This is a genomic window from Oxalobacteraceae bacterium OTU3CAMAD1 (assembly GCA_024123915.1).
Lineage (GTDB): Bacteria > Pseudomonadota > Gammaproteobacteria > Burkholderiales > Burkholderiaceae_D > Rugamonas.
In genome coordinates, this window is sequence record CP099650.1 from 3,160,079 (window position 1) to 3,185,823 (window position 25,745).

The window sequence follows — 25,745 nt, forward strand, 5'->3', positions numbered from 1 at the left end:
GTGGCGACCACCGGCGCCCCGGCACGCGCGCACGGCGCCACCGCGGCCCCGCCGTGGCGCCGGTCGCCGCCGCCGTGGTTGTCGTGGTTGCCCTCGTGGTTGCCATCGCTGCTGTTGCTATCGTTGTTGGCGCTGCTGCTGTCGATGTCGACGCTGCCTTCGCCGGCCGCCGCCGCCGGGGACACCGATCCGTCGCGCGTCGCGGCGCAGGTGAAGGCGGCCTATATCTACCGCTTCGCCGAGCACATCGAGTGGCCGCCGGCCGCTTTCGCCGACGATGCCGCGCCGCTGGTGATCGCCGTGGTGGACGCCGACCAGGTCGCCGCCGAACTGAACCAGCTGCGCCAGACCCGCCAGATCAAGGGGCGTGGCGTGACCGTGCGCACCCTGCGCGCCGGCGATCCTGCCGGCGCCATCCAGGTGTTGTACATCGGCGCCCAGGACGGCGCGCGCGTCAAGCGCACGCTCGAGGCGGCGGCGACCCCGGGCGTGCTGGCCATCACCGACGGCGCCGGCACCCTGGCCGCCGGCAGCGCCATCAGCTTCGTGCCGGTCGACAACCGCATCCGTTTCGACGTGTCGCTGTCGCACGCCGAGCGCAGCGGCCTGAAGATCAGCGCCAGGCTGCTGGCGGTGGCGCACAAAATCGAGGGGGGACGACAATGAAGCTGAGGATACGCTCGGTGCGCCACAAGTTGCTGCTGCTGGTGCTGGTGACCAACCTGTGCGCGCTGGCGCTGGCCGGCGCCAGCCTGCTGTACCGCGACCTGCGCGAAAACCGCGCCACCACCGTGCGCGAGCTGACCTCGATCGCCGCCATCCTGGGGCAGGGCAGCGCGCTGGCGATCGAATTCGACGACGCCAAGGTGGCCACCGAAAACCTGGCGCTGTTGCGGGCCAACCCCAACATCCTGACGGGCGCCATCTACACCGCCGGCGGCAAGCTGTTCGCCGCCTACCGGCGCGACGCCGCCTCGCCGGCCGCGCCGGCGAGCATGGCCCCGGCCGACGGCGCCGAATTCGGTGGCGGCGAACTGACGGTGGTCCAACGCATCGCCGACCGCGACACGGTGCATGGCACCGTCTACCTGCGCGAACGCTACGACCTGGCAGCCTGGCTGCGCGGCTACCTGGCCATCCTGGCGACGGTGCTGCTGGGCAGCCTGCTGCTCGGCCTGGCCCTGTCGTCGCTGCTGCAGCGCTGGATCTCGGGACCGATCATGGGCGTGAGCGAGGTCGCGCGCCAGGTCATGCGCGAACGCGACTACCGCCTGCGCGCGCCCAAGGACAGCGAGGACGAGGTGGGGCAGCTGGCCGACGCCTTCAACGGCATGCTGCAAACGCTGGAGCACGAGATCACCGAGCGCGCCGCCGCCGAGACGGAGGTGCGCGCGCTCAACGCCGGCCTGGAGGAGCATGTGGCGGCGCGCACCAACGAACTGCGGGTGGCCAACGCGGCGCTGCAGACGCGCACCGTGGAGGCCGAGGCGGCCAGCCGCGCCAAGGCCGATTTCCTGGCCAATATGAGCCACGAAATCCGTACGCCGATGAACGGCATACTGGGACTGGCCTACCTGCTCGACCAGCGTCCGCTCGACGCCGACGCGGCCGACCTGGTACGCAAGATCCGCAACGCCGGGCGCTCGCTGCAGGCCATCATCAACGATATCCTCGACTTCTCCAAGATCGAGGCCGGGCGGCTGGAGATCGAGCGCGTGCCCTTCAACCTGTCCGACGTGCTCGACAACCTGGCCAGCATCATGGCCGCCAGCGCCGGCGACAAGGATGTGGAGTTGACGATCGCGCCGCCGCCGCCGGCCATCGGCCAACTGGTGGGCGACGCGCTGCGGCTGGAGCAGGTGCTGATCAACCTGACCGGCAACGCCATCAAGTTCACCGAGCGCGGCGCCGTCGGCATCGGCCTGACCTTGCTGGAGCATGACGACCAGCGCGCCGTGCTGCGCTTCGCCGTCACCGACACCGGCATCGGCATCGCCGAGGAAAAGCTGCAGCACATCTTTTCCGCCTTCAGCCAGGCCGACACCTCGACCACGCGGCGCTTCGGCGGCTCCGGCCTGGGACTGACCATCTGCCGTTATCTGGTGGAGCACATGGGCGGCGAGATCGGCGTGACCAGCACGCCGGGGAGCGGCAGCGAGTTCTGGTTCACCATCCCCTTCGAGTGCGTGGCCGCCGGCCATGTCGAACCGGCCGAGTTGAGCAACCTCGATGTGCTGGTGGTCGACGACAGCGACATCTCGCGCGACAATATCGCGCTGATGGCGCGCGCCTTGGGGTGGCGCGCCAGCCAGGCCGTGTCCGGCGCGCTGGCGCTGGATTGCGTGCACCAGCGCCACCTGGCCGCCGGCGGCTTCGACGCGCTGCTGCTGGACTGGCAGATGCCGGGCATGGACGGCATGCAGCTGGCGCGCCAGATCCGCGCCAGCTATCCGGACGACGCCCAGCCGGTGCTGATGATGGTGACCGCGTATGCCCGCGACGAGTTGCTGCGGCACGACGACATCGGGCTGGTCGACGGCATCCTGACCAAGCCGGTGACCAGCTCCTGCCTGTACAACGCGCTGGCGAAGGCGCAGGCGCGGCGGCGCCAGGGCGCGCGGGGCGACAGCGCGCCGGAGCGGTCGGCCAGCATGCGCATTGCCGGCGTGCGGGTGCTGGTGACCGATGACAGCGACATCAACCGCGAGGTGGCCTCGCGCATCCTGAGCGCGGAAGGGGCCACGGTGAGCCTGGCCTGCGACGGCCGCGAGGCGGTCGACTGGCTGCTGCGGAACCCGGACGCGGTCGATATCGTGCTGATGGATGTGCAGATGCCCGTGATGGACGGTTACGAGGCGACGCGGATGCTGCGCCAGTCGCCGCTGTTCGACGACCTGCCGATCGTGGCGCTGACGGCGGGCGCCTTCAAGAGCCAGCAGGAGGAGGCGCGGGCGGCCGGCATGGACGCGTTTGTCGCCAAGCCGTTCAATGTCGATGAACTGATGGAGGTGGTTCGGAGCCTCGCGCGCGGCGCATCGGCGCGCAACGCGCCGGCGGATGCGCAGGCGCCCGGCCTGGCCTCGCCCTCGCCGGCGGCGCTGGAGATGGCGTCGACGCCACCGCCTTTACCTTCGGTCGCGCCGCTGGCCGGCATCGACATCGAGCGCGCGCGCCTGGTATGGAGCGAGTGGGAGCCTTACAGCGCGGTGCTTGGCCGCTTCGCCGACGACTACGGCGACGTCGCCGACCGGCTCGATGCGGAACTGGCGGCCCGGGGCACGGCCGGCATGGACGCCTTGTGCCATCAACTGAAAGGGGTGGCCGGCAATCTGGCGTTGCCGGAGATATCCCGGCTGGCGGGGGAGCTGCAAAAGGCGGCCACGCACGGCGGCGACGCCGCCGGGTTGATCGCGCAATTGCGCGGCGCGCTGGCCACGGCGCTGGAATCGATCGCCGCGCTGGCGTCGCAGGTGGAACGCGGCGCGGCGGCACGGGCGGCGCCGCCCACGGCCGCCAGGATCGCGGCGGACGACGCGCCCCGGTCCTCCCCATCCACCGAGGAACTGCTGGCCGCCTTGCTCGCATGCCTGGACCAGGACAACCCCGACGTCGCGGTGCCGTTGTTGGCGGAGTTGGCGCCGATGCTGCCGGCGGACGCGGTAGCGGCCGTGCGTTCGCGGCTGGACCAGTTTGACTTTCGCGGCGCCGAGGCCGAGGTGCGGGCGCTGATCGCACTGGCGCCGGGCGGCGCGGGGGAGGCGCGATGACAGCGCCCATCCTCATCATTGACGACGAACCGAGCAACCTCGCCACGCTGCGCGCCATCCTCGGGCAGGACCACGTGCTGGCGTTCGCGCGCAACGGCGCCGAAGGCTTGGCGGCGGCGCGCAAGCACAAGCCGGCGCTGATCCTGCTGGACGTGCAGATGCCCGACATGGACGGCTATACCGTCTGCCGCCAGCTCAAGGCGCAGGCCGACACCAGCGACATCCCGGTGATCTTCGTCTCGGCCATGAGCGAGGTGGTCGACGAGGCGGCCGGTTTCGCCTGCGGCGCCGTGGACTACATCGTCAAGCCGGTGTCGCCGGCGCTGGTGCGCGCCCGCGTGCGCACCCACCTGTCGCTGGTCAACGCCAACCGGCTGGCCCACTATGTGCGCGAACTGGAATCGCACCAGCAGAAAATCGCAAGACTCAGTCGTATCAAGACCGTCCTGAGCGGCATCAATTCGGCGGTGATACGCATCCGCGACCGCGCCGCGCTGTATGACGAGGCCTGCCGCGTCGCCGCCGAGGACGGCGGCTTCGACACGGCGTGGATCGCCCTGCGAGACGGCGACGGCGGCGGCATGCGCGCCGCCGCTTGGCGCGGCACCGATGCGGAACGGCTCGAGCGGCTGCTGCAAGCGATGGCGCTCGAACCGAGCGATGAACTGAGCGTGCCACGGCGCGCGCTGGCGCAGGCGCGCGCGGTCTGCTGCAACGACCTGCGCGCCCCGGGGCAGGAGGGGGCGGCCTGCCGCGACGCGCGCGAACACGGCTTCCTGTCGCTGACGGCGATACCGCTGATGCAGGGGACTGCGGCGGCCGGGGTGATGGTGCTGTACGCGCGCGACGCCGGCTATTTCGACGCCGAGGAGCTGATGCTGCTGGACGATCTGGCCGGCGACATTTCCTTCGCCATGGAGTACATTGCGCAGGAGGAGCGCGTCAACTACCTGTCCTATTACGACCCGGTGACCGGGTTGCCGAACCAGGCGCTGTTCCACGACCGGCTGGGCCAGATCATCCAGTCCGGCAAGCACGAGGGCGGCCACGCCTTCGTCTTCATGATCAACCTGGACCGCTTCAAGCGCCTCAACGACACGCTCGGCTCCCGGGTCGGGGACCAGGTGCTGCGCATCGTCGCGCAGCGCCTGGTCGACGGCCTGGGGCGCCCGTGCACAGTGGCGCGGCTGGCCGGCGACAGCTACGTCGTCGCCGGCGCCTGCGGCGCCAACGAGAATTTGCTGCCGGTGATCGAGCACGCGGCCGAATTGATCGGCCAACCGGCGCAGGTGGACGGCAACGACATTCGTCTGAGCGTCCACGGCGGCATCGCCAGCTATCCGCGCGACGGCGCCGACGCCGAGACGGTGTTCCGCCACGCCGAGGCGGCGCTCAAACAGGCCAAGGCAAGCGGCGAGCGGCTGTCGTTTTATTCGCCCCAGTTGAACGCGGCGATGATCGCCAAGCTCGAACTGGAAACCATGCTGCGCCGGGCCAGCGAGCAGCGCCAGTTCGTCATGTACTACCAGCCCAAGGTCGACCTGCGCACCGGCCGCGTAGCCGCCGCCGAGGCCCTGATACGCTGGATACACCCGGAGCGCGGCATGGTGCCGCCGGCGCAGTTCATCCCGCTGGCCGAGGAGAGCGGCCTGATACTCGATATCGGCACCTGGGTGATCGCCGACGTCTGCGCCCAGCAGGCCGCGTGGGCGGCGGACGGCGTGCCGGTGGTGCCGGTGGCGATCAACCTGTCGGCCCTGCAGTTCGGCCAGGGCGACCTGGCCGCGCAACTGGCGGACCGGTTGGCGGCGCATGGCCTGAGCAGCAATCTGATCGAGCTGGAACTGACCGAGTCGCTGGTGATGCACGATCCGGCCGGCGCCGAGAAAACCATGCGCCAGCTGCGCGCCCTGGGGCTGCAGCTGTCGCTGGACGATTTCGGCACCGGCTATTCGTCGCTGGCGCACCTGAAGCGCTTCCCGTTCAACAGCGTCAAGATCGACCGCGCCTTCATCACCGACATCACCACCAATCCAGACGACGCGGCGATTGCCTCGGCCATCATCGCCATGTCGCACAATCTGCGCATGCTGGTCATCGCCGAAGGGGTGGAGACGGCGGCGCAATTCGAACAGTTGCGCCTCAAGGGCTGCGACCAGATCCAGGGCTATTATTTCAGCCCGGCGGTGCCGGCGACTGCGTTCGAGGCCATGCTGCGCGCCGACACGCATATCGACCTGTCGTCGACGGCGGAGGTGCGCGAGCTGACGCTGTTGATTGTCGATAGCGAGGCGTCGCTGGTGTCGGCCGTCAAGCGCGCCTTGCGTTCGGAAGGCTACCGCATCGTCACGGCGGGCAGCGCGGAAGAGGCGCTCGATGTGCTGGCGCGCGTGCCGGTGCAGGTGATCCTGTGCGAGCACCGGCTGCCGGGCATGAACGGGCCGAAGTTCCTGGCCATCGCCACCCGGCTGTATCCCGACACCATGCGCTTGATATTGAGCGGTTACACGGAGTTGGAGTCGGTGCTGGAGGCGGTCAATCGCGGCGAAATCTACCGCTTCCTCACCAAGCCCTGGGACGATGTGCAACTGCGGCAAAACATACGGGATGCGTTCAAGCGGCACCAGCCGACGTTGCCCTGATCGCGGGCGGGGGAGTAAAAAATGGAATGTATTTGCAAAACGCCATGCTAATATCGCTGCCGATTTACCATGCGAAAACACAATAACATTCTTTGGAGACTACATGACTGCATTTAAAACGCTGACCGCCAACGCTTTGCTGGCCTGCGGCGCCATCCTCGCCGTCCAGGCCCAGGCCCACGCCACGATCGTGGATTTTGAAGACGTGCCGGCCTATATCGAGGAAGATTTTTCCTCGAACGGCTTCGATTTTGTTCTGGCCGGGGAGGGGGCTACCGTCACCCCCACGGGTACATTCTGCGGTCCGCAATGCCCGGACAACGGCACCCAGTATGTCGTCGCGCCCTATGGCACGGACTCGGCGTCGCTGACGATGACGAAGACCGGTGGCGGCGTGTTCGGCCTGTCCGGCTTCGACGGCGCCGGCGGCTTCAACTTCGGCGAAGGCTCCACCTTCATCCCCAATCAGATCGACGTGACCGGCGTGCTGGCGGGCGGCGGAACCGTGTACCAATCCTTCCAGATCGATAAATCGACGGGCAGCAGCGGCGGTCTCAATTTCACGTCGTATGCCTTCTCGTCGAGCTTCAGCAACCTGGTGTCGGTCCGCTTCAGCAGCAGCGGCAGCGCGATCTCCGACTTCAACGGTTTCTCGGTCGATAACGTCAACGCCACAGCCGTCACGGCCGTTCCCGAAGCGGAAACCTACGCCATGCTGTTGGCTGGCCTTGGCATGATGGGCTTCGCGGCACGTCGCCGCCGCAAAGCCTAACGCGGTTCGCGCGCGCGGCGAACCGGCTGGAATCCCGGTAAGGTTGGGATCTATTCGGTTTGCGATCGCGTCGCCAGCGCCACGATCGCGGCGCCGGCGGCGACGATGAGCGCGTCTTCAATCAGTCCGCTGCGGGTTTGGCCGATGCTCGCCATGGCCCGCTTGCGGCCCGCCAGCGTCAGATAGGCGAGGGGTACGGCGGTTGCCACCGCGACCGCCGCGCCGGTTTTCTCCTTGCCCTCGGGCGCCAGGGCCGCACCAGCAATCCCGGCGCTCGCCACCCTTGCCAGCAATCCCAAAAAGACGGTCCGGTCAGGCGCCGTCTTCATCTTGTCCCCCAGTAGTTCACCCGCCCCCATGGCCAATGCGCCGTACTTGAACAACGGGCGATCCAAAAGTACCAGTTTTCCGCTGGTGTGACGGTGCGCGAGACGTGCTGCCGAAATGGTGGCCATCGGTGTCATCGATCGTGCACTCGCGACGGCGCCGATCAAAGCGGAAGGAAGCAGGCTGCTAAGTTTCATCTTGTGACTCCTGGTTGGTCGAGATTGTTGATTCCGGTAATCCGTGCCAGGAAAAGTCTAGCATTCGCGCGGGGCATTACGGCGCGCGGCGGAACGGTCATCCGTCGCGTTGGGTGCGGTAAGCCACCATACGGATGAGGCTGTGTCCGAATGTCGGACCTGAGGTGTTCCGGGTTTCGCGGACAGTTAATGAAGCACACGAAACTGCGCTTCAAAGGATGCAGGCGTTTGATAGCCCAAGGTCTGATGCAAGCGCATCCGATTGTAGTACACCTCGATGTAATCGCGAACCACGCCCAGGGCCTCGGCTCTCGTTGAAAAGAGTTGCCTATGCATGGTTTCGTTTTTCAGGTTTGAAAAGAAGCTTTCCGCCACGGCATTGTCCCAACAATTGCCTTTGCGACTCATGCTCGGCAGCGCCCCGTGTTTGGCTAGCAGGTTGCGGTAGTCGGCGCAGCCGTACACGGAGCCTTGGTCGCTGTGGAAGATGATCCCGGGCGCAGGTCGCCGGTGTTCCATCGCCATGGACAACGCCGCCATCGGTAACGTGGCCGCCTGCCTGGTGTCCGTCGACCAGCCCACCACCCGGCGTGCGAACAAGTCCAGTACCACGGCCAGATGCAAGAATCCCTCTTTAGTGCGCAGCACTGTCATATCGCCGACCCACACCTGGTTCGGAGCGCCGACCTGAAAGGCGCGCTTGACCAAGTCCGGCGCTGGTGGCAGCACCCGTTCTTTCGCCTTGCTGGCGCGAAAACGCTTGGCGCGGGTAGTTTGTATGCCCTCCAGCTTTCTCAGCCTGGCCACGCGGTGTTTTCCACAACAGATGCCTGCGCTATTGAGCAGGCGCCACGTTTTCAATATCCCGGGTGCCGAGCGGTGGCGCATATGGATCTTGACGATCTCTTGGCGCATGGCCAGATCTTCCCGGCTTCGCAGGCTCGGCGGTGCCGTCTTGAAGGCGTAGTAGCCGCTGCGGCCCACGTCGAGCGCCAGACACAGCGCTTTGACTGAAAACTCGCTTCGATGCTCGTCGATGACGGCGTACTTCACTTCTTGAGGCGAGTTAAGTACGCATCTAACTTTTTTAGGATGGCCAGCTCCTGTTCGGCCTTGGCCAGTTGGCGACGCAGTTGCTCGACCTCGCTCAATTCACTGACCGCAGGACGACCTGGCGAGCGCAATTGGCCGCCAGATGGCTGCTCTTCGAGCTGCTTGGCCCATTTGTAGAGCTGATTACGACGCAAACCAAGCTCCAACGCCAAGGCCGTCGCGCTCTGCTTGTCATCATGTAGCCGGGAGATCGCAGCGCGCTTGAATTCATCCGTAAACACGGCCCGCTGCTTCGGCACCGGCTCCGCCGATGTCGGAATGATCTCTCGTTTGGAAGGTGACTGTTTCTTTTCCATGAATATCCTCTCAGGACGTATTGTCCTCTATTTGGATGTCCATGAAACCCGGGCTATCTCAACCTGACCCCCGTCGGTTTTGGTGATCGATACTCTTTTTGGTATCGAAAACCCGAAAAAATTGATTGGTTTGTTTTTTGCTCAGCCCCTAAGATGAAATCCGAAAGTTGCACCCCAGCGTGGCAACTCTCCCATAAGACAGATAACAGACAAACACTGGAGACCTATGAACTACCCAGCATCCGGGACTTGCGAGTCCCAGGCGAAGCATCGCCTCGTCCTCAAATCCAGCGTTGCAGTACTGGCCGCGGCCGGCCTTCTGAGCGCCTTCCCTGTTTTGGCACAAGATACATCGGCCGCTCCAGCTGTCACCGCGCCCGCCGCCGCTGAAACCCCGGCTCCCGCAGCCGCCGACACCACGTCCGCCCCAGCAGCCGTCGTCACCGTGACCGGCGTGCGCCGCGCCGCGCAGACCGCGCAGAAGATCAAGCAGGATTCGGACAACGTCATCGATTCGATCGTCGCCGACGACATCGGCAAATTCCCCGACACGAACGTGGCGCAAACCCTGGCCCGCGTCAGCGGCATCCAGGTGCGCCGCAACGGCGGCGAGGCCGATACCGTGCTAATTCGCGGCTTGCCAGGCATCGCCACCTTGATTAACGGCCGTGAGATGTTCACCACCACCGGCCGCTTTATCAAGCTGGCCGACATCCCTTCGACCATGCTGCAGCGCGCCGACGTCTACAAGTCGCAGAGTGCCGACCAGGTGGAGGGTGGCATCGCCGGTATCATCGACGTGCGCACCAACCGTCCGTTCGACTTCAAGGAATTCACCGCCAGCGCGCAGGTCGGCGCCAAGAACAAGGACAAGGCCAAGGCCACCGATCCTGAATTGTCCGGCATGGTGTCGAACCGCTGGAAAACCGGCATCGGCGAAGTGGGTGCCTTGTTCGGCGTGTCGTCGATCAAGGACCGCTTCCAGGAGGAGCGCGCGTTCCAGACCTTCCCGATCGATAAAAGCTTTGCCGCGCCCAACCTGACCGGTCCCGATCTGGTCGGCCTGCAGGGCGTGCACGGCCAGCGCAAGCGCCAGGCCGCGAACTTCGCGCTGCAGTGGAAGCCGAGCGCCGATCTGGAAGTGTATGCCGAGGGCCTGCATTCGGTGTTGAAAAACACCGAGGAGACCGATTTCTTCGTCGGCCTGCCATGGGCCACGTCGCCGGATCAGATCAGTGTCACCAAGATCCCCGGCACCAACCAGACCGACACCATCACGTCGACCAACGCGTTCACCATCCTGTCGACGCAGGGCCGCGAGAATACCAGCACCGCGTCGCAGTACGCGGTTGGCGCCAACTGGCGCATTTCGCCGGGCCTGCGCGCGACCACCGAGCTGGCGACCACGCGCAGCAAATTCGACTGGGTCAATCCTATCCTGGATACCACTTTCAATGCCGACAACGTGTTCGTCAAGACCAACGTCAACGGCGGCGCGTTCGTGCAGTATCAGAGCCCGGCCCTGAACGATCCAAGCAAGATCTTCCTGTCGCAGTTCTTCGACCGCTATGGCAAGGATCGCGGCAAGTCGACCGACTGGCGCGGCGACGTGACCTACTCGCCAGAAGCCGACGGCTTCTTCAAGGAGTTCGGCGCCGGCCTGCGCCTGAACGAGCGCACCGCCAACTCGATCAAGTCGTTCGAGGGTAGCGTGCCGACTCCGGCCGGCATCGCCATGTCCAGCATTCCGGGCCTGTCGTGCAGCACCACGGAGTTTTCCGAGAATTACGGCACGCCGAAGTGGTCCACGCCTTGCGCCGGATATTTGATCGACAACGCCTCGGCGATTCGCGCCGCCGCCACCGGCAACGCCGCCGCCAGGGCGCTCGATCCCGCATCCTTCTTCTCCAACAAGGAGAAGAACTACGCCTTCTACGGCAAAGCGAAGGTCGGCTTTGACCTGGGCCAGTTCCCGGTCGATGGCGTGATCGGCGTGCGTGTGACCAAAACCGACTCGGATATCCAGGCCAACGACAGCGTCGACGGCGTCTTGGCGCCAACCACCAAGGACTCGTCCAATACCGAAGTGCTGCCAAGCGCGAATTTCAAGCTGGCGTTGCGCAAGGACTTGCTGGCGCGGTTCGCCTACGCGAAAACGATGACGCGTCCGGACTTCGGCCAACTCAATCCAGCCACCGCGTACATTAAACCGAACGGCACCACCAACGTGGCGACGGCGAGCGGCGGCAATTCGGACTTGAAGCCGTTCACCGCGCAGAACTTCGATACCTCGCTCGAGTGGTACTTCGCGCCGACCGGTTCCCTCAGCGGCACCGTGTTCCGTCATAACTTCGACGGCTACATCGTGAACCGTGTGGTATCGGAGACCTTCCAGGGCATTCCATACAATACCACCCGGCCGTTCAACACGGACAAGGGCCACCTGCAGGGCGTCGAGCTGGCGTACCAGCAGTTCTATGATGGCTTGCCCGGCTGGTTGAGCGGCTTCGGCTTGCAGGCCAACGTGACCTATAGTGAAGGCGGCGTGACCGCTTCGGACAACAAGGACATCGAAGGCAAGCCCTTTGCCGGCATGTCGCGCCTGTCGTACAACATCGTGGCGCTGTACGAGAAAGAGGGCTGGTCGGCGCGCCTGGCGTACAACTGGCGTTCGAAGTTCGTCGACACCTACGCGGAGACGCCGGACAGGAACAACAAGAAGCTGGCGCCTATGGATTTGATCGTCAAGCCGATGTCGTCGCTCGATGGTTCCCTGAGCTACAAGGTTAGCGATCATGTTACTGTCAACCTGACCGGCACCAATCTGCTGAATTTCAAGTTCCAGGACTACTGGTCGGATTCGAAGATCTTCCCACGCGACACGCGCCGCTATGACCGCACGGTCGGCCTGTCGATGAACCTGAAGTATTAATATTTCAACTATTGATGTCACCACGTCGTTAAAAACTATCCCGCTTCTGCGGGATAGCTGCATTTTTAAGAGGTCGTAAATGTCGAATCAAAAATTATCGCTGGTGGAAAAAGTGGGTTTTGGCGCCGGCGACATGGCGCTGAATGTGGTGATTTCGTCGATGATGTTGATCATCACGTTCTTCTACACCGATATCTACGGACTGAAAACCTCCGACCTGGCCTTGCTGTTCCTGGTCGTAAAATTCGTCGGCGCCATCGCCGACCTGGTCGTGGGCCAGCTCACCGACCGCTATGCCAGCGCGCGCATGGGCCGCTATCGCCCCTGGCTGCTGCTGCTCGCCGTCCCTTACGGCATCAGCGTGTTCTTCGTCTTCACCACGCCCGACTGGGGCTATGACGCGAAACTGATCTGGGCCTATTCGACCTACATCATCATGACCATCATGACGTCCGGCGTCGGCGTGGCCTACATCTCGCTGCCGAGCAGCCTGACCAACGATCCGCAGGAACGCCTGTCGGCCAACGGCTACCGCCTGTTCTTCGCCAAGATCGGCGCCTTCATGGTGACAGTAGTGGTGCCGGTGCTGTCCGAGCGCTGGGGCGGCGGCAACGCGGCCACCGGCTACCAGGCGGCGATGGCGGTGATGGCGGCGATGGGCGTGGCGCTGTTCCTGTTCTGCTTCTTCACCACCAAGGAGCGCGTCATCCACGTGGTGCAGCGCCAGTCGCTGTGGGCCCAACTCAAGGTGCTGCTGCAAAACGACCAGTGGCTGATCCTGTGCGGCGTCTGCGTGACCGGCACCATCGGCTACGTGCTGCGCGCCACGGCGGCGATCTACTATGTCAAATATTATCTGGGCGGCGACACCGCCACCGTGGCCACCTTCCTGTCGATCGGCGTGGTCGCCGCGATCCTGTCGATGGTCGCCTCGACCTGGATCACCAAGTTCTATTGCAAGGTCAAGCTGTTCCGCTGGAGCCAGATCGCCGTCGGCGTGATCAGCGCCGCGATCTACTTCTTCGTCAAGCCGGGCGACATCATGCTGGCGTTTGTGCTGTACTTCGTGCTGTCGTTCGTGGTGGACTTGCACGCGCCGGTGTTCTGGTCGGCCATCGCAGAGACCATCGACTACGGCCAGGTCAAGACCGGTAAGCGCGTCTCCGGCTTCGCCTTCGGCGGCATCTCGGTGTGCCAGAAGGCCGGCATGGGCGTGGCCGGCGCGCTGGCCGGCGGCCTGCTGACGTACTTCCAGTATCAGCCGAACCACGAGCAGACCGCTTTCGCGCTGCACGGCATCGTGTTGATGATGACCCTGATCCCCGGTTTCTTCCATACCTTGATGGGACTTTTGATGTTCAAATACCGGGTGACCGACGAGTATTACACGGAAGTGAAGAAGCAAATGGGAGCCGATTCTTATGTGGCAGTCTAATTTTTTGGAAAACGAAGCAATGGAAAGCAAAGACATACTGCAGCCGCTGATCGAACAGCGCGCCGATCCTTTTATCATCCGCCACAGCGACGGCTACTACTACTTCACCGCCTCTGTGCCGCAGTACGACCGCATTGAGCTGCGCCGGGCGAAAACCATCGCCGGCCTGGTCGACGCCGAGAAGGTCGATGTCTGGTTCAAGCCGGAGACCGGCATGTACAGCGAACTGGTTTGGGCGCCGGAGATCCATTTCAACCAGGGCGCCTGGTACGTCTACTTCGCCGCCGCGCCGAGCCGCGAGATCAAGCACAAGCTTTTCCAGCACCGCATGTACGCGATCCGCAACCAGAACGCCAATCCGCTGCAAGGCGAGTGGGAGTTCATGGGCCAGATCGACACCGGCATCGATACCTTCTGCCTGGACGCCACCACCTTCACCCACAACGGCCAGCTGTACTACCTGTGGGCGCAGAAGGACGTCGCCATCGAGGGCAACTCCAACCTGTACATCGCGCCGATGAAGACGCCGTGGCAGCTGGGCGGCCCGCCGGTCATGCTGAGCAAGCCGGAATTCGATTGGGAGATCCGTGGTTTCTGGGTCAACGAGGGTCCGTCGGTGCTGAAAAAGAACGGCAAGATCTTCATCAGCTATTCGGCCAGCGCCACCGACGAGAACTACGCCATGGGCCTGCTGTGGGCGGACGAAAACGCCGACCTGCTGGACCCGGCCTCGTGGACCAAACTGAAGGAACCGGTGCTGCAAACCTGCTTCGAGCACGGCGTCTATGGTCCTGGACATAACAGTTTCACCATTGGCGATGATGGCGAAACTGTCATGTTGGTTTATCATGCACGCACCTATACCGAGATTATCGGCGACCCGCTGTGGAATCCGGACCGTCACACCTATGTCAAGCCGCTCAAGTGGGACGGGCAGGGCATGCCGGTCTTCGGAAAGCCGTCGATCGCTTAACCCAGTTCGGCCGGTCGCTGCGCGACCGCCAAAGAATAATCGCGGCGGCCGGTGGGTTCATTCCCCCCGGCCGCCGCCCCATTTGAAAGCTGAAAGTCATATCATGCAAGCTTCGATCACTGAATCCCCGTTCGGCCAGATGGCCGACGGCCGCGACGTCACCCGCTATACGCTCACCAACGCCAACGGCATGATCGTCAAGATCATCAACCTGGGCGGCGCCATCACCGAAATCCGTGTGCCCGACCGCACTGGCACCCTGGCCGATGTCAATTGCGGCTACGACGACGTCGCCGCCTACATGGGCGAATCCCATTATTTCGGCGCGCTGATCGGCCGTTACGGCAACCGCATCGCCAACGCCCGCTTCACACTGGACGGCGAGACCTTTGCGCTGGACGTCAACAACGGGGCCAATCACCTGCACGGCGGGATCGACGGCTTCCACCGCCGCCTTTGGACCGGCGAAACCTTCACCACCCCGAATTCGGCAGGCCTGATACTGAGTTACGTCAGCGCGGACGGTGAGCAGGGCTATCCCGGTAATCTGGAAGTCACCGCCATCTATGAGCTGCGCAACGATAACGAATTGCGTATCGCTTTCCACGCCATCAGCGACAAGGCGACGCCGGTCAACCTGACCAACCACGCCTATTTCAACCTGGCCGGCAAGGGCGATATCCTGGGCCACGAGCTGACCATCGTGGCCGACGCCTATACGCCGATCGACGATGTGCAGATCCCGCTGGGCGATCTGCCGCCGGTCGAGGGCACGCCATTCGACTTCCGTACGCCCCATGCGATCGGCGAGCGTATCGACCAGGATGATGCGCAATTGCGCAACGGCTTTGGCTATGACCACAACTTCGTACTGAAAAAATCGAAGCCGGGCGCGCTGGAGATGGCGGCCCGTGTGCGCGATCCGGTCTCCGGCCGGGTGCTGGAGGTATGGAGCCAGGAGCCGGGCATCCAGTTCTACAGCGGAAATTTCATGAATGACAAGATGACCGGAAAAGGGCAGATCTACAGCTATCGCAGCGCCTTCTGCCTCGAACCGCAGCATTTCCCGGATTCCCCGAACCGGCCGGACTTCCCGTCGACGATCCTGCACCCAGGCCAGGAATACTCGACGGTGATGGCTTACCGCTTCAGTATCGACGCCTAAGTTTTCAATAAGCGGCCTTTCGCAGGGTGCCGATACCAGTTTTGATATCGAAGTTGATTAATAATTTATTGGAAAGATATCTCAGTCCATCTTAGTATGCTTTATCGATGCGGGGGCATGACATTCACGTCCCCGCACAGGAAAATACTGAGGAGAATTGCATGTCGGACAATGACAACAAGAAGGTAAAGCTGCGCTCCGCCGAATGGTTCGGCTCCCAAGACAAAAACGGTTTCATGTACCGCAGCTGGATGAAAAATCAGGGCATTCCTGATCACGAATTCCAGGGCAAACCGATCATCGGCATCTGCAACACGTGGTCTGAACTGACCCCTTGCAACGCCCACTTCCGCAAACTGGCGGAACACGTCAAACGTGGCATCCTCGAAGCCGGCGGCTTCCCGGTCGAATTCCCAGTCTTCTCCAACGGCGAATCGAATCTCCGTCCAACCGCCATGTTGACCCGTAACCTGGCCAGCATGGACGTTGAAGAATCCATCCGCGGCAATCCAATGGACGGCGTCGTACTGCTGGTCGGCTGCGACAAGACCACCCCTGCGCTGTTGATGGGCGCCGCCTCGGTCGACATCCCGACCATCGTCGTCACCGGCGGCCCTATGCTGAACGGTAAGCTGAACGGCAAGAACATCGGCTCGGGCACCGCCGTCTGGCAGTTGCACGAGCAGGTCAAGGCCGGCGAACTCAGTATGCACGACTTCCTCGCGGCCGAAGCTGGCCACTCCCGCTCCGCCGGCACCTGCAACACCATGGGCACCGCCTCGACGATGGCCTGCATGGCCGAATCGCTGGGTACCTCGCTGCCGCACAACGCCGCCATTCCGGCCGTCGACGCGCGCCGCTACGTGCTGGCCCACATGTCGGGCATGCGCATCGTCGACATGGTCAAGGAAGACTTGAAGCTGTCGAAGATCCTGACCAAGGAGAATTTCGAGAACGCGATCCGCGTCAACGCCGCCATCGGCGGTTCGACCAACGCCGTGATCCACCTGAAAGCTATCGCCGGCCGCATCGGCGTCGACCTGGAACTGGAAGACTGGACCCGTGTCGGTCGCGGCATGCCGACCATCGTCGATCTGCTGCCGTCGGGCCGCTTCCTGATGGAAGAGTTCTACTATGCGGGCGGCCTGCCGGCCGTGATCCGCCGCATGGGCGAGGGCAAGCTGCTGCCCAACCCGGACGCGCTGACCGTCAACGGCAAGACCATCTGGGAAAACTGCCAGGAAGCGCCGATCTACGACGACGAAGTGATTCGTCCGCTGGATAAGCCGCTGCTGAAGGATGGCGGCATCTGCATCCTGCGCGGCAACCTGGCGCCGCGCGGCGCCGTGCTGAAACCGTCGGCGGCGACGCCGGAACTGATGCAGCATCGCGGCCAGGCCGTGGTGTTCGAGGACTTTGAACACTACAAGAGCCGCATCATCGATCCGGATCTGGTGGTCGATGCGAACTCGGTGCTGGTGATGAAGAACTGCGGCCCGAAAGGTTATCCGGGCATGGCCGAAGTAGGGAATATGGGCCTGCCGCCTAAGCTGCTGGCGGCTGGCGTCAAGGACATGGTCCGCATCTCCGACGCCCGCATGAGCGGAACCGCCTACGGTACCGTCGTGCTGCACGTTGCGCCGGAAGCGATGGCCGGCGGCCCGCTGGGGATCGTCAAGGACGGCGACTGGATCACGCTGGATTGCGCAGGCGGTTTGCTGAACCTGGAAATCTCGGACGCCGAAATGGCCGAACGCCAGGCCGCCCGCGTGCCTGGCAGTGCGCCGGGTCCGAAGACCGGCTACCAGCAGCTCTACATCGAACACGTACTGCAAGCGGATGAAGGTTGCGACTTCGATTTCCTGGTCGGGAATCGTGGTTCGGCTGTTCCTCGCCACTCGCACTAATAAAATCCGGAGATACCATGCTACTCGTACAATTCAAGAACGAACAAGGCGCGCGCCAGATCGGCGTGCTGGAACAAGATACCATCCGCGTCATCGATGGCTACAGCACCACCTACGCGCTGGCCCAGGATGCGATTCGCAAGTCGACCGGACTGGCCGCATTGGTCGACAAGTCGGTCGGCAGCGCCACCGCCTCGTTTGAAGCCGTCGCCGCCGCCGGCCGCCTGCTGGCGCCACTGGATCACACCGACGACGCCCACACCTACGTCACCGGCACCGGCCTGACCCACCTGGGCAGCGCCGACACCCGCGACGCCATGCACAAGAAAATCGGCGGCGACGTCGAAAGCCTGAGCGACTCCATGAAGATGTTCCGCATGGGCGTCGAAGGCGGCAAGCCTGCCGCCGGCGAAGCCGGTGTGCAGCCGGAGTGGTTCTACAAGGGCGACGGCTCGATCGTCGCCGCCAGCGGCCAGGACCTGAGCATGCCCGACTTCGCGCTCGACGGCGGCGAAGAGCCGGAAGTGGCCGGCCTGTATGTGATCGGCGACGACGGCCAGCCTTACCGCGTCGGCTACGCCATCGGCAACGAGTTTTCCGACCACGTGACCGAGCGTCAAAACTACCTGTACCTGGCGCACTCCAAGCTGCGCGCCTGCGGCCTGGGCCCGGCGCTGCTGGTTGGCGAGGCGCCGGCCAACATCCAGGGCACGTCGCGCATCTACGATGTGGACGGCAAGGTGCGTTGGGAGAAGGCCTTCTTCAGCGGCGAGCAGAATATGTCGCACACCATCGGCAACCTGGAACACCACCACTTCAAGTACCCGCTGTTCAAACGCGCCGGCGATGTGCATATCCACTTCTTCGGCACCGCCACCCTGAGCGTGGCCGATAACATCGTCGTCAAGCCGGGCGAAACGTTCGAGATCGATTCGCCGCAGTTCGGTCCAGCCTTGCGCAACAAGCTGACCGTGTACAAAACCGAAGTAGCGAAAGTTAAGACCTTATGATCATTACCGGCGATTCGCTGATTGGCGGCCAGGCCGTCAAAGGCACCGGCGCCGCTTTCCGCGCCTACAATCCATCGCTGCAGCAGTCGATGGACCCGGAGTTCACGACAGCCGACGTCAATCAGATCGACCAGGCTTGCCGCCTGGCCGAAGCGGCGTTCGATACCTTCCGCTCGCTGAGCGACGAGAAGCGCGCCGTGTTCCTGGAAACCATCGGCGAACAAATCATGGCCCTGGGCGATGTGCTGGTGGAGCGCGTGATGGCCGAAAGCGGCCTGCCGCGCGCCCGCGTCGAGGGTGAGCGTGGCCGCACCGTCGGCCAGTTGAAATTGTTCGCCAACCTGCTGCGCGAAGGTTCGTGGAACGACGTCCGTATCGACAAGGCGCTGCCCGAGCGCGCGCCGCCGCGTCCCGATATCCGCATGCGCATGATCGGCCTCGGTCCGGTCGCTGTTTTCTCGGCAAGTAACTTCCCGCTGGCGTTCTCCGTCGCCGGTGGCGATACCGCGTCGGCCTTCGCCGCCGGCTGCCCGGTGGTGCTGAAGGCGCACTTCGCCCACCCTGGCACGTCGGAGCTGGTTGGCCGCGCGGTCGTCAAGGCGGTCGAGATCTGTGGCCTGCCTGCCGGCGTGTTCTCGCTGCTGAACGGTGTCGGCAACGACATTGGCCAGCAGGTGGTGCGTCATCCGGCCATCAAGGCGGTTGGCTTCACCGGCTCGCGTGGCGGTGGCGTCGCGCTGATGGCGGTGGCCGCAGCGCGTCCCGTACCGATTCCGGTGTATGCCGAAATGAGCTCGATCAATCCGGTGTTCCTGCTGCCGAAGGCTTTGGCCAGCCGCGCCGAGGAGTTGGCCGCCGGTTTCTCCGCCTCGCTGGTGCTGGGCGTGGGGCAAATGTGCACCAACCCGGGCCTGGTGATCGGTATCGCCGGCCCGGACCTGGACCGCTTCAAGGCCGCCGCATCCAAGGCGCTCGAAGGCGGCGCCGCTTGCGCCATGCTGTCGCCGGGTATCGCCGGCAGCTACAAGCGCGGCATCACGCAACTGGCGGACAACGCCGACGTCAACACGCTGGCGCTGGCGCCGCAGTCGGAAGGCAAGGCCGCTCCGGCGCTGTTCGACACGAGCAGCGCGGCATTCCTGGATCAGCATGTCCTGTCGGAGGAAGTTTTCGGCCCGGCCTCGCTGGTCGTGGCGTGCAAGGATATCGCCGAAATGCGGAAGATCGCCGAAGAGCTGGAAGGCCAGCTGACTGCCACGTTGCTGATGGACGAAGCGGACCTGGACGCCGCAGAGCAGCTGCTGCCGGTGCTGGAACGCAAAGTTGGCCGCATCCTGGCCAATGGCTATCCAACCGGCGTTGAAGTATGCAGCGCCATGGTGCACGGCGGCCCGTATCCATCGACGTCGGATGGCCGCAGCACTTCGGTCGGCACCGGCGCGATCACGCGCTTCCTGCGTCCCGTCTCGTACCAGAACCTGCCGCAGCCGCTGCTGCCGCAAGTCCTGCGCGACGAGGGTGGCGCGCCTTGGCGACGCCTTGAAGGTGAATTGAACCACAAGTGATTGTGGTGGCTGTACCGGCCCCGCCACGGCGGGGCTTTCGTCTATAAAAACAACGGAGACTGTATGACCCAATTGGCTAAATTCGCCAGCCTGCGCGGCAAGCGCGTGTTCATCACCGGCGGCGGCACCGGCATCGGCGAGGCGATGGTGATTTCCTTCGCCGAGCAGGGCGCCAAGGTCGCCTTCGTCGACATCGCCCGCGACGCCAGCCTGGAGCTGGTTCGCCGCGTCAAGGAAGCCGGCTACCCCGAGCCGGAGTTCCGCGTTTGCGATATCACCGACATTCCCGCCTTGCAGTCCACGATGGCGGAAATGGCCGGCATCATCGGCTCCTTCGACATCCTCGTCAACAACGCCGCCAACGACCAGCGCCACGCCACCCAGGAAGTCACCGTCGATTATTGGAACGAGCGTATCGCCATCAACCAGCGTCCGATGTTCTTCACCTGCCAGGCGGTCTTCGAGGGCATGAAGGAAAAGGGCGCGGGCTCGATCATCAACGTCGGTTCGATCTCGTGGCAGGTCAAAAACGCCGGCTATCCAGTGTACGCGACCTCCAAGGCGGCCACCCATGGCCTGACCCGTGGCCTGGCGCGCGAATTCGGCGCCCACGGCATCCGCGTCAACACCGTCACGCCGGGCTGGGTGATGACCCAGCGTCAGATCGACCTGTGGCTGGACGAAGCGGGCGAGCAGGATATCAAACGTAACCAGTGCATGCCTACGAAGCTGATGCCGCAGCATATCGCGTCGATGATTTTGTTCCTGGCCGCCGACGACGGCGCCATGTGCACCGCCCAGGAGTTCATCGTCGATGGAGGATGGGTATAAGAGTTGAAACACGTAGGGCGGATTAGCGCAGCGTAATCCGCCATACGCCGCCAATACAGCAACTAGCAAAGTAGCAGAAGCACAAACACAAGCAACACCGTTCGCCGCCCCGGAGACACCGCCCTTAGAGGCGGCGGGGCTAAATAACCCTAAAAAATTGGTGAGAACATGGTGAATAAATTTATCTCCGCAGTCGCGGTGGGCGCCACAGCCGCGTCGACCGCTTTCGCGGCTTCCCCCGGCGCGCTGACAAGTCCCGACCGTCATATCAGCGTCCAGCTGAACGAATCGCCCGGCAAACCCCTGACCTACACCGTCTCCCGCGACGGCAAGCCGGTGCTGCTGGCCTCCGAACTGGGGCTGCAACTGCAAGGCGCCGATCTGGCCGGCGCGCTGACGATCGCCGCGAGCTCCAAGGTCAGCACCGTCACCGACAAGTACCAGATGGCCACGGGTAAGAAGCGTGACATCATCTACAGCGCCAACGAACAAACCTTCTCCGTGCAGAACGCGCAGAAGCAGAAGATGGAAATCGTCTTCCGGGTGTCGAACGACGGCGTCGCGTTCCGCTACATCGTCGCCGAGCCGTCGCTGCCACGCAAAAAACTGATCCAGGAGCGCACCACGTTCGCGTTGCCGACGTCGGCCAAGGCCTGGTTGCAGCCGATCGCCGTCGCGCAGACCGGCTGGGGGCGGACCAATCCGTCCTACGAAGAACACTATCAGATGGACATCCCGGTCGGCACGGTTTCGCCGTCGCCGGCCGGCTGGGTATTTCCGGCGCTGTTCAAGGCCGGCGACAACTGGCTGGCCATCTCGGAAGCGGGCATGGACGGCAGCTTCCAGGGCTCGCGCCTGGCGCCGGATTCCAAGGGCGGAAAATACAGCATCGGCAATCCGATGAAGGAAGAGGTCTATCCCGATCGCGGCCTGATGGCCGATGTCGAAGGCACACTGACCTCGCCATGGCGCCTGATGGCGCTTGGCTCACTGTCGACGGTGGTTGGCTCGACGCTGGGCACCGACCTGGCCGCGCCGGCGATCGCCTTCGACAAGCAGCTGGTCAAGCCGGGCCACGCCTCCTGGAGCTGGGCGCTGCTGAAGGATGACGCCACCGTCTACGACGTGCAGAAGAAGTTCATCGACTACGCCGCCGACATGAAGTGGGACTACACCTTGGTGGACGCCGACTGGGACCGCAAGATCGGCTACGAGAAGATGAAGGAACTGGCCGACTACGCGGCGACCAAGAACGTCGGCGTGCTGGTTTGGTACAACTCGTCCGGCCCATGGAACTCGACCGAGTACTCGCCGAAGAGCAAGCTGCTGACGCACGAGCAGCGCGTGGCCGAGTTCAAGCGCCTGCGCCAGATGGGCATCAAGGGCGTGAAGATCGACTTCTTCAACGGCGACGCGCAATCGATGATGGCCTACTACGTCGATATGCTGAACGACGCGGCCGCCGCCGGCCTGCTGGTGAACTTCCACGGCTCGACCCTGCCGCGGGGCTGGACCCGCACCTGGCCCAACCTGATGACGATGGAGGCGGTGCGCGGCATGGAGTTCACCACCTTCGAACAGGCCGACGAGGACAAGATGCCGACCCACGCGGCGATGATGCCGTTCGCTCGCAACCTGTTCGACCCGATGGATTTCACGCCGATGGTGTTCGGCGACATACCCAAGATCAAGCGCACCAGCACCAACGGTTTTGAACTCGCCACGTCGGTGTTGTACGTCTCCGGCATCCAGCACTTCGCCGAGGTGCCGGAGGGGATGGCGACCGTGCCGGCCTACGTCAAGAGCTTCCTGCAGGAGCTGCCGCGCAGCTGGGACGACAGCCGCCTGGTCGACGGTTATCCCGGCAAATACGCGGTGGTCGCGCGCCGCGCAGGCGACACCTGGTATATCGCCGGTATCAACGCCACCGACTCCGATAAGGCGCTGACGCTGGACTTGTCCTTCGCCGGTGGCAAGCAGGGCACGATCATCGCCGACGGTGAAGGCGAACGGAGTTTTAGCCAGCGCAGCATCGCTGCAGGCAAAAAAGCAGCAGTAACCATCAAGCCGCATGGCGGCTTTGTGATAACAATAAAACAGTAAATGAGGAGATTGGCAAACATGAATCACATCAAACTTGGTGTCCTTACCCTGTGCATGATCGCTTCGGGTGCCGCCTTCGCGGCGCCGGTTGGCGTGACGATCGACACGACCAAGCCTGGTCCTGTCATCAACAAAAACATCTACGGCCAGTTCGCCGAGCACCTGGGTACCGGCATCTACGAAGGTATCTGGGTCGGTCCGAAGTCGAAGATCCCGAACGTCAATGGCTGGCGCAAGGACGTTGTCGGCGCCCTGAAGGCCATGCACGTGCCGCTGGTGCGTTGGCCGGGCGGCTGCTTCGCCGACGAATACCACTGGCGTGACGGTATCGGCGCGCGCGAGAAGCGTCCGGTCAAGGTCAACACCAACTGGGGCGGCGTGGAGGAAAACAACGCCGTCGGCACGCACGAATTCTTCGAACTGGCCGAGCAGCTGGGCGCCGAGACCTACGTCAACGGCAACCTGGGCACCGGCAGCGCGCAAGAGATGTCGGAATGGGTCGAGTACATGACCTCCGACAGCAAATCGACCCTGGCGGAACTGCGCCGCAAAAATGGCCGCGACAAGCCATTCAAGGTCGATTATTTCGCCATCGGTAACGAGGCCTGGGGCTGCGGCGGTAACATGTCGCCGCAACACTACGCGAACCTGTACAAGAACGTCGAGACCTTCCTGCGCGCGCCACCGCAGTATCGTCCGAAGATGATCGCCAGCGGCGGCAACGACCATGACCTGACCTGGACCGAAACCCTGAGCAAAGAGCTCAAGAAGCAAACCTACGGCATCAGCTTCCACTACTACACCATCCCGACCGGCCAGTGGGAAGTGAAGGGCATGGCGACCGGCTTCAAGGAAGACCAGTGGTTCTCGACCCTGTCCAACACGATCAAGATGGATGGCTTCATCAAGAACAATACGGCGGTGATGGACAAGTACGACCCTGAGAAGAAGTTGGGCTTCCTGGTCGACGAGTGGGGCACCTGGTACGACGTCGAGAAGGGCACCAACGCCGGCTTCCTGTTCCAGCAAAACACGCTGCGCGACGCGGTGGTGGCTGCGCTGAACTTCAACATCTTCCACGACCACGCCGACCGCGTGCGCATGACGAACATCGCGCAGATGGTCAACGTGCTGCAGGCGATGATCATCACCGACAAGGACAAGATGGTGCTGACGCCGACGTACCACGCGTTCCAGATGTATGTGCCGTTCCAGGACGCGACCTCGCTGCCGTTGAAGTTGACGAACAATCCGCAGTATTCGTACAACGGCAGCAGCATTCCGGAAATCAGCGCATCGGCGGCCCGCGCCAAGGACGGCAAGCTGTATCTGGCCCTGGTCAACACCAACCCGACCAAGGAAGCGGAAGTCGCCGTGGACGTGCCGGGTCAGGCCATCAAATCGGTCAACGGCCGTGTGCTGACGTCCGCCGCGATGGACACGCATAACACCTTCCAGTCGCCGGAAGCGATCAAACCGGCCCCGTTCAGCGCCACCGCCGGCGCCGACGGCAAGCTGACGGTCAAGATCCCGGCCAAGGCCGTTATCGTGGTCGCCGTGGAGTAAGCCAGTAGCCCCGCAAGGCCATGCCGCCGGCATGGCCTTGCACAGTGAATCCGAGGTTGTAAATGAAGTATATTTTTTCGACGATGGCTTTGGTGTTGGGCGTGGCCGGCCTGTCGGCCTGCACCGCCAAGGAAGTCAGCGTGCACGATCCTGTGATGGCCAAGGAAGGCGATACCTATTACGTCTTCAGTACGGGACCGGGGATCACTTTCTACAGTTCGACCAATATGAAGGACTGGAAGCCGGAAGGCCGCGTGTTCAAGGACCAGCCGTCATGGGCCAAACGCGCCGCGCCGACTTTCGACGGCCATATCTGGGCGCCGGATGTGCAGTTCCATAACGGTAAATATTATTTGTATTATTCCGTCTCCGGATTCGGTAAGAACACATCGGGAATAGGCGTCACGGTCAACAAGACGCTCAATCCCCGCTCGCCGGACTACCGGTGGGAAGACAAGGGCATGGTGTTGCAGTCGGTGCCGCTGCGCGACGACTGGAACGCCATCGATTCGAACATCATCGAAGATGAAAAGGGCGTGGCCTGGATGTCGTTCGGCTCCTTCTGGAGCGGACTGAAACTGGTCAAGCTGAACGACGCCTGGACCGGGTTGGCCGAGCCGCAGGAGTGGCACGCGATCGCCAGCCGGACCGCCAACGTCGATGCGCCGGCCGGCGCGGATGCCGGTCCGGGCGAGATCGAGGCGCCGTTCATCTTCAAGAAGAATGGCTACTACTATCTGTTCGCATCGTTCGGCCTGTGCTGCCGCAAGGGCGACAGCACCTACAACGTCGTCGTCGGCCGTTCGACATCGGTGACCGGGCCTTATGTGGACACAAAAGGCGTGGATATGATGAAGGGCGGCGGTTCGCTGCTGATTGCCGGCGACAAGGACTGGAAGGGCCTTGGCCACAACAGCGCTTATACGATGGACGGCAAGGACTACCTGGTGCTGCACGCCTACGAGACCGCCGACAACTACCTGCAAAAGCTGAAAATCATGGAAATGAAATGGGATGCGAATGGGTGGCCGACGGTTGACCAGGCCGACTTGAACAAGTACCGCAGCACGCAGCTGCCCCTCAAATAATGGCAGCGGCCACCCACAAGCCGGCACGCCGGCGCACCTTGCGCTACGCGGCCAGC

At 63.5% G+C, this 25,745-nt stretch carries 18 protein-coding genes; 15 read left to right on the forward strand and 3 right to left on the reverse strand.

Going from position 1 to position 25,745, the window contains the following annotated elements:
* From NHH88_13675 to NHH88_13690, 4 genes are all read left to right on the forward strand, one after another.
* A complete protein-coding gene (locus NHH88_13675) occupies positions 1-666 on the forward strand; it encodes a YfiR family protein (protein ID USX16767.1) in 666 nt (221 codons plus the stop codon).
* Complete coding sequence (locus tag NHH88_13680) at positions 663-3,767, forward strand: response regulator (protein USX16768.1); 3,105 nt, start codon at positions 663-665, stop codon at positions 3,765-3,767. The genes NHH88_13675 and NHH88_13680 overlap by 4 nt, the downstream gene beginning before the upstream one ends.
* On the forward strand, positions 3,764-6,409 hold the full coding sequence (locus NHH88_13685) for an EAL domain-containing protein (GenBank protein USX16769.1): 2,646 nt from the start codon (positions 3,764-3,766) through the stop codon (positions 6,407-6,409). Before NHH88_13680 ends, NHH88_13685 begins: the two co-directional genes overlap by 4 nt.
* A 103-nt stretch (positions 6,410-6,512) precedes the next feature.
* Positions 6,513-7,181: a PEP-CTERM sorting domain-containing protein gene (locus NHH88_13690; GenBank protein ID USX16770.1), complete on the forward strand. Its 669-nt coding sequence runs from the start codon at positions 6,513-6,515 to the stop codon at positions 7,179-7,181.
* Positions 7,182-7,231: 50 nt separating this feature from the next.
* Here the strand turns inward: NHH88_13690 and NHH88_13695 are convergent, their stop codons facing one another.
* The 3 genes from NHH88_13695 to NHH88_13705 all read right to left on the reverse strand — a co-directional run bounded on the left by NHH88_13695 (position 7,232) and on the right by NHH88_13705 (position 9,114).
* The gene (locus NHH88_13695) at positions 7,232-7,705 is read right to left on the reverse strand and encodes a hypothetical protein (protein USX16771.1); all 474 of its coding nucleotides are present in this window, start codon (positions 7,703-7,705) and stop codon (positions 7,232-7,234) included.
* A 186-nt stretch (positions 7,706-7,891) separates the two neighbouring features.
* Entirely contained in the window at positions 7,892-8,758 is an 867-nt protein-coding gene (locus NHH88_13700; protein ID USX16772.1) for an IS3 family transposase, read from the reverse strand.
* On the reverse strand, positions 8,755-9,114 hold the full coding sequence (locus NHH88_13705) for a transposase (GenBank protein USX16773.1): 360 nt from the start codon (positions 9,112-9,114) through the stop codon (positions 8,755-8,757). The genes NHH88_13700 and NHH88_13705 overlap by 4 nt, the downstream gene beginning before the upstream one ends.
* A gap of 226 nt (positions 9,115-9,340) precedes the next feature.
* Between NHH88_13705 and NHH88_13710 the strand changes: the two genes are divergently transcribed.
* The 11 genes from NHH88_13710 to NHH88_13760 all read left to right on the forward strand — a co-directional run bounded on the left by NHH88_13710 (position 9,341) and on the right by NHH88_13760 (position 25,689).
* Positions 9,341-12,046 (forward strand): TonB-dependent receptor, encoded by a 2,706-nt coding sequence (locus tag NHH88_13710; protein USX16774.1) that lies wholly within the window; start codon positions 9,341-9,343, stop codon positions 12,044-12,046.
* Between the two features lie 79 nt (positions 12,047-12,125).
* Complete coding sequence (locus tag NHH88_13715; protein USX16775.1) at positions 12,126-13,481, forward strand: MFS transporter; 1,356 nt, start codon at positions 12,126-12,128, stop codon at positions 13,479-13,481.
* Between the two features lie 19 nt (positions 13,482-13,500).
* Entirely contained in the window at positions 13,501-14,454 is a 954-nt protein-coding gene (locus tag NHH88_13720) for a glycoside hydrolase family 43 protein (GenBank protein USX16776.1), read from the forward strand.
* A gap of 103 nt (positions 14,455-14,557) precedes the next feature.
* Entirely contained in the window at positions 14,558-15,619 is a 1,062-nt protein-coding gene (locus tag NHH88_13725) for a galactose mutarotase (GenBank protein USX16777.1), read from the forward strand.
* 161 nt (positions 15,620-15,780) lie between these two features.
* Positions 15,781-17,526, forward strand: a complete 1,746-nt coding sequence (locus NHH88_13730) for a dihydroxy-acid dehydratase (GenBank protein ID USX16778.1) — start codon at positions 15,781-15,783, stop codon at positions 17,524-17,526.
* A gap of 17 nt (positions 17,527-17,543) precedes the next feature.
* Positions 17,544-18,536 (forward strand): GguC family protein, encoded by a 993-nt coding sequence (gene gguC / locus NHH88_13735; protein USX16779.1) that lies wholly within the window; start codon positions 17,544-17,546, stop codon positions 18,534-18,536.
* Positions 18,533-20,101 (forward strand): aldehyde dehydrogenase (NADP(+)), encoded by a 1,569-nt coding sequence (locus NHH88_13740; protein ID USX16780.1) that lies wholly within the window; start codon positions 18,533-18,535, stop codon positions 20,099-20,101. Before gguC ends, NHH88_13740 begins: the two co-directional genes overlap by 4 nt.
* 63 nt (positions 20,102-20,164) lie before the next feature.
* Positions 20,165-20,932, forward strand: a complete 768-nt coding sequence (locus NHH88_13745; GenBank protein ID USX16781.1) for an SDR family oxidoreductase — start codon at positions 20,165-20,167, stop codon at positions 20,930-20,932.
* Positions 20,933-21,100: 168 nt separating this feature from the next.
* Positions 21,101-23,035 (forward strand): glycoside hydrolase family 97 protein, encoded by a 1,935-nt coding sequence (locus tag NHH88_13750; protein ID USX16782.1) that lies wholly within the window; start codon positions 21,101-21,103, stop codon positions 23,033-23,035.
* Between the two features lie 18 nt (positions 23,036-23,053).
* On the forward strand, positions 23,054-24,601 hold the full coding sequence (locus NHH88_13755) for an alpha-N-arabinofuranosidase (protein USX16783.1): 1,548 nt from the start codon (positions 23,054-23,056) through the stop codon (positions 24,599-24,601).
* Between the two features lie 62 nt (positions 24,602-24,663).
* Positions 24,664-25,689 (forward strand): arabinan endo-1,5-alpha-L-arabinosidase, encoded by a 1,026-nt coding sequence (locus tag NHH88_13760; protein USX16784.1) that lies wholly within the window; start codon positions 24,664-24,666, stop codon positions 25,687-25,689.
* The last annotated feature ends 56 nt before the right edge of the window (positions 25,690-25,745 follow it).

What these genes read in the sequence shown, in the direction of transcription:
- NHH88_13710 (USX16774.1), top strand. Translation starts at nt 9,341, where the DNA reads ATGAACTACCCAGCATCCGGGACTTGCGAGTCCCAGGCGAAGCATCGC.
- NHH88_13680 (USX16768.1), top strand. Translation starts at nt 663, where the DNA reads ATGAAGCTGAGGATACGCTCGGTGCGCCACAAGTTGCTGCTGCTGGTG.
- NHH88_13690 (USX16770.1), top strand. Translation starts at nt 6,513, where the DNA reads ATGACTGCATTTAAAACGCTGACCGCCAACGCTTTGCTGGCCTGCGGC.
- NHH88_13705 (USX16773.1), bottom strand. Translation starts at nt 9,114, where the DNA reads ATGGAAAAGAAACAGTCACCTTCCAAACGAGAGATCATTCCGACATCG.
- NHH88_13695 (USX16771.1), bottom strand. Translation starts at nt 7,705, where the DNA reads ATGAAACTTAGCAGCCTGCTTCCTTCCGCTTTGATCGGCGCCGTCGCG.
- NHH88_13750 (USX16782.1), top strand. Translation starts at nt 21,101, where the DNA reads ATGGTGAATAAATTTATCTCCGCAGTCGCGGTGGGCGCCACAGCCGCG.
- NHH88_13685 (USX16769.1), top strand. Translation starts at nt 3,764, where the DNA reads ATGACAGCGCCCATCCTCATCATTGACGACGAACCGAGCAACCTCGCC.
- NHH88_13745 (USX16781.1), top strand. Translation starts at nt 20,165, where the DNA reads ATGACCCAATTGGCTAAATTCGCCAGCCTGCGCGGCAAGCGCGTGTTC.
- NHH88_13720 (USX16776.1), top strand. Translation starts at nt 13,501, where the DNA reads ATGGAAAGCAAAGACATACTGCAGCCGCTGATCGAACAGCGCGCCGAT.
- NHH88_13760 (USX16784.1), top strand. Translation starts at nt 24,664, where the DNA reads ATGAAGTATATTTTTTCGACGATGGCTTTGGTGTTGGGCGTGGCCGGC.
- NHH88_13740 (USX16780.1), top strand. Translation starts at nt 18,533, where the DNA reads ATGATCATTACCGGCGATTCGCTGATTGGCGGCCAGGCCGTCAAAGGC.
- NHH88_13715 (USX16775.1), top strand. Translation starts at nt 12,126, where the DNA reads ATGTCGAATCAAAAATTATCGCTGGTGGAAAAAGTGGGTTTTGGCGCC.
- NHH88_13730 (USX16778.1), top strand. Translation starts at nt 15,781, where the DNA reads ATGTCGGACAATGACAACAAGAAGGTAAAGCTGCGCTCCGCCGAATGG.
- NHH88_13755 (USX16783.1), top strand. Translation starts at nt 23,054, where the DNA reads ATGAATCACATCAAACTTGGTGTCCTTACCCTGTGCATGATCGCTTCG.
- gguC (USX16779.1), top strand. Translation starts at nt 17,544, where the DNA reads ATGCTACTCGTACAATTCAAGAACGAACAAGGCGCGCGCCAGATCGGC.
- NHH88_13725 (USX16777.1), top strand. Translation starts at nt 14,558, where the DNA reads ATGCAAGCTTCGATCACTGAATCCCCGTTCGGCCAGATGGCCGACGGC.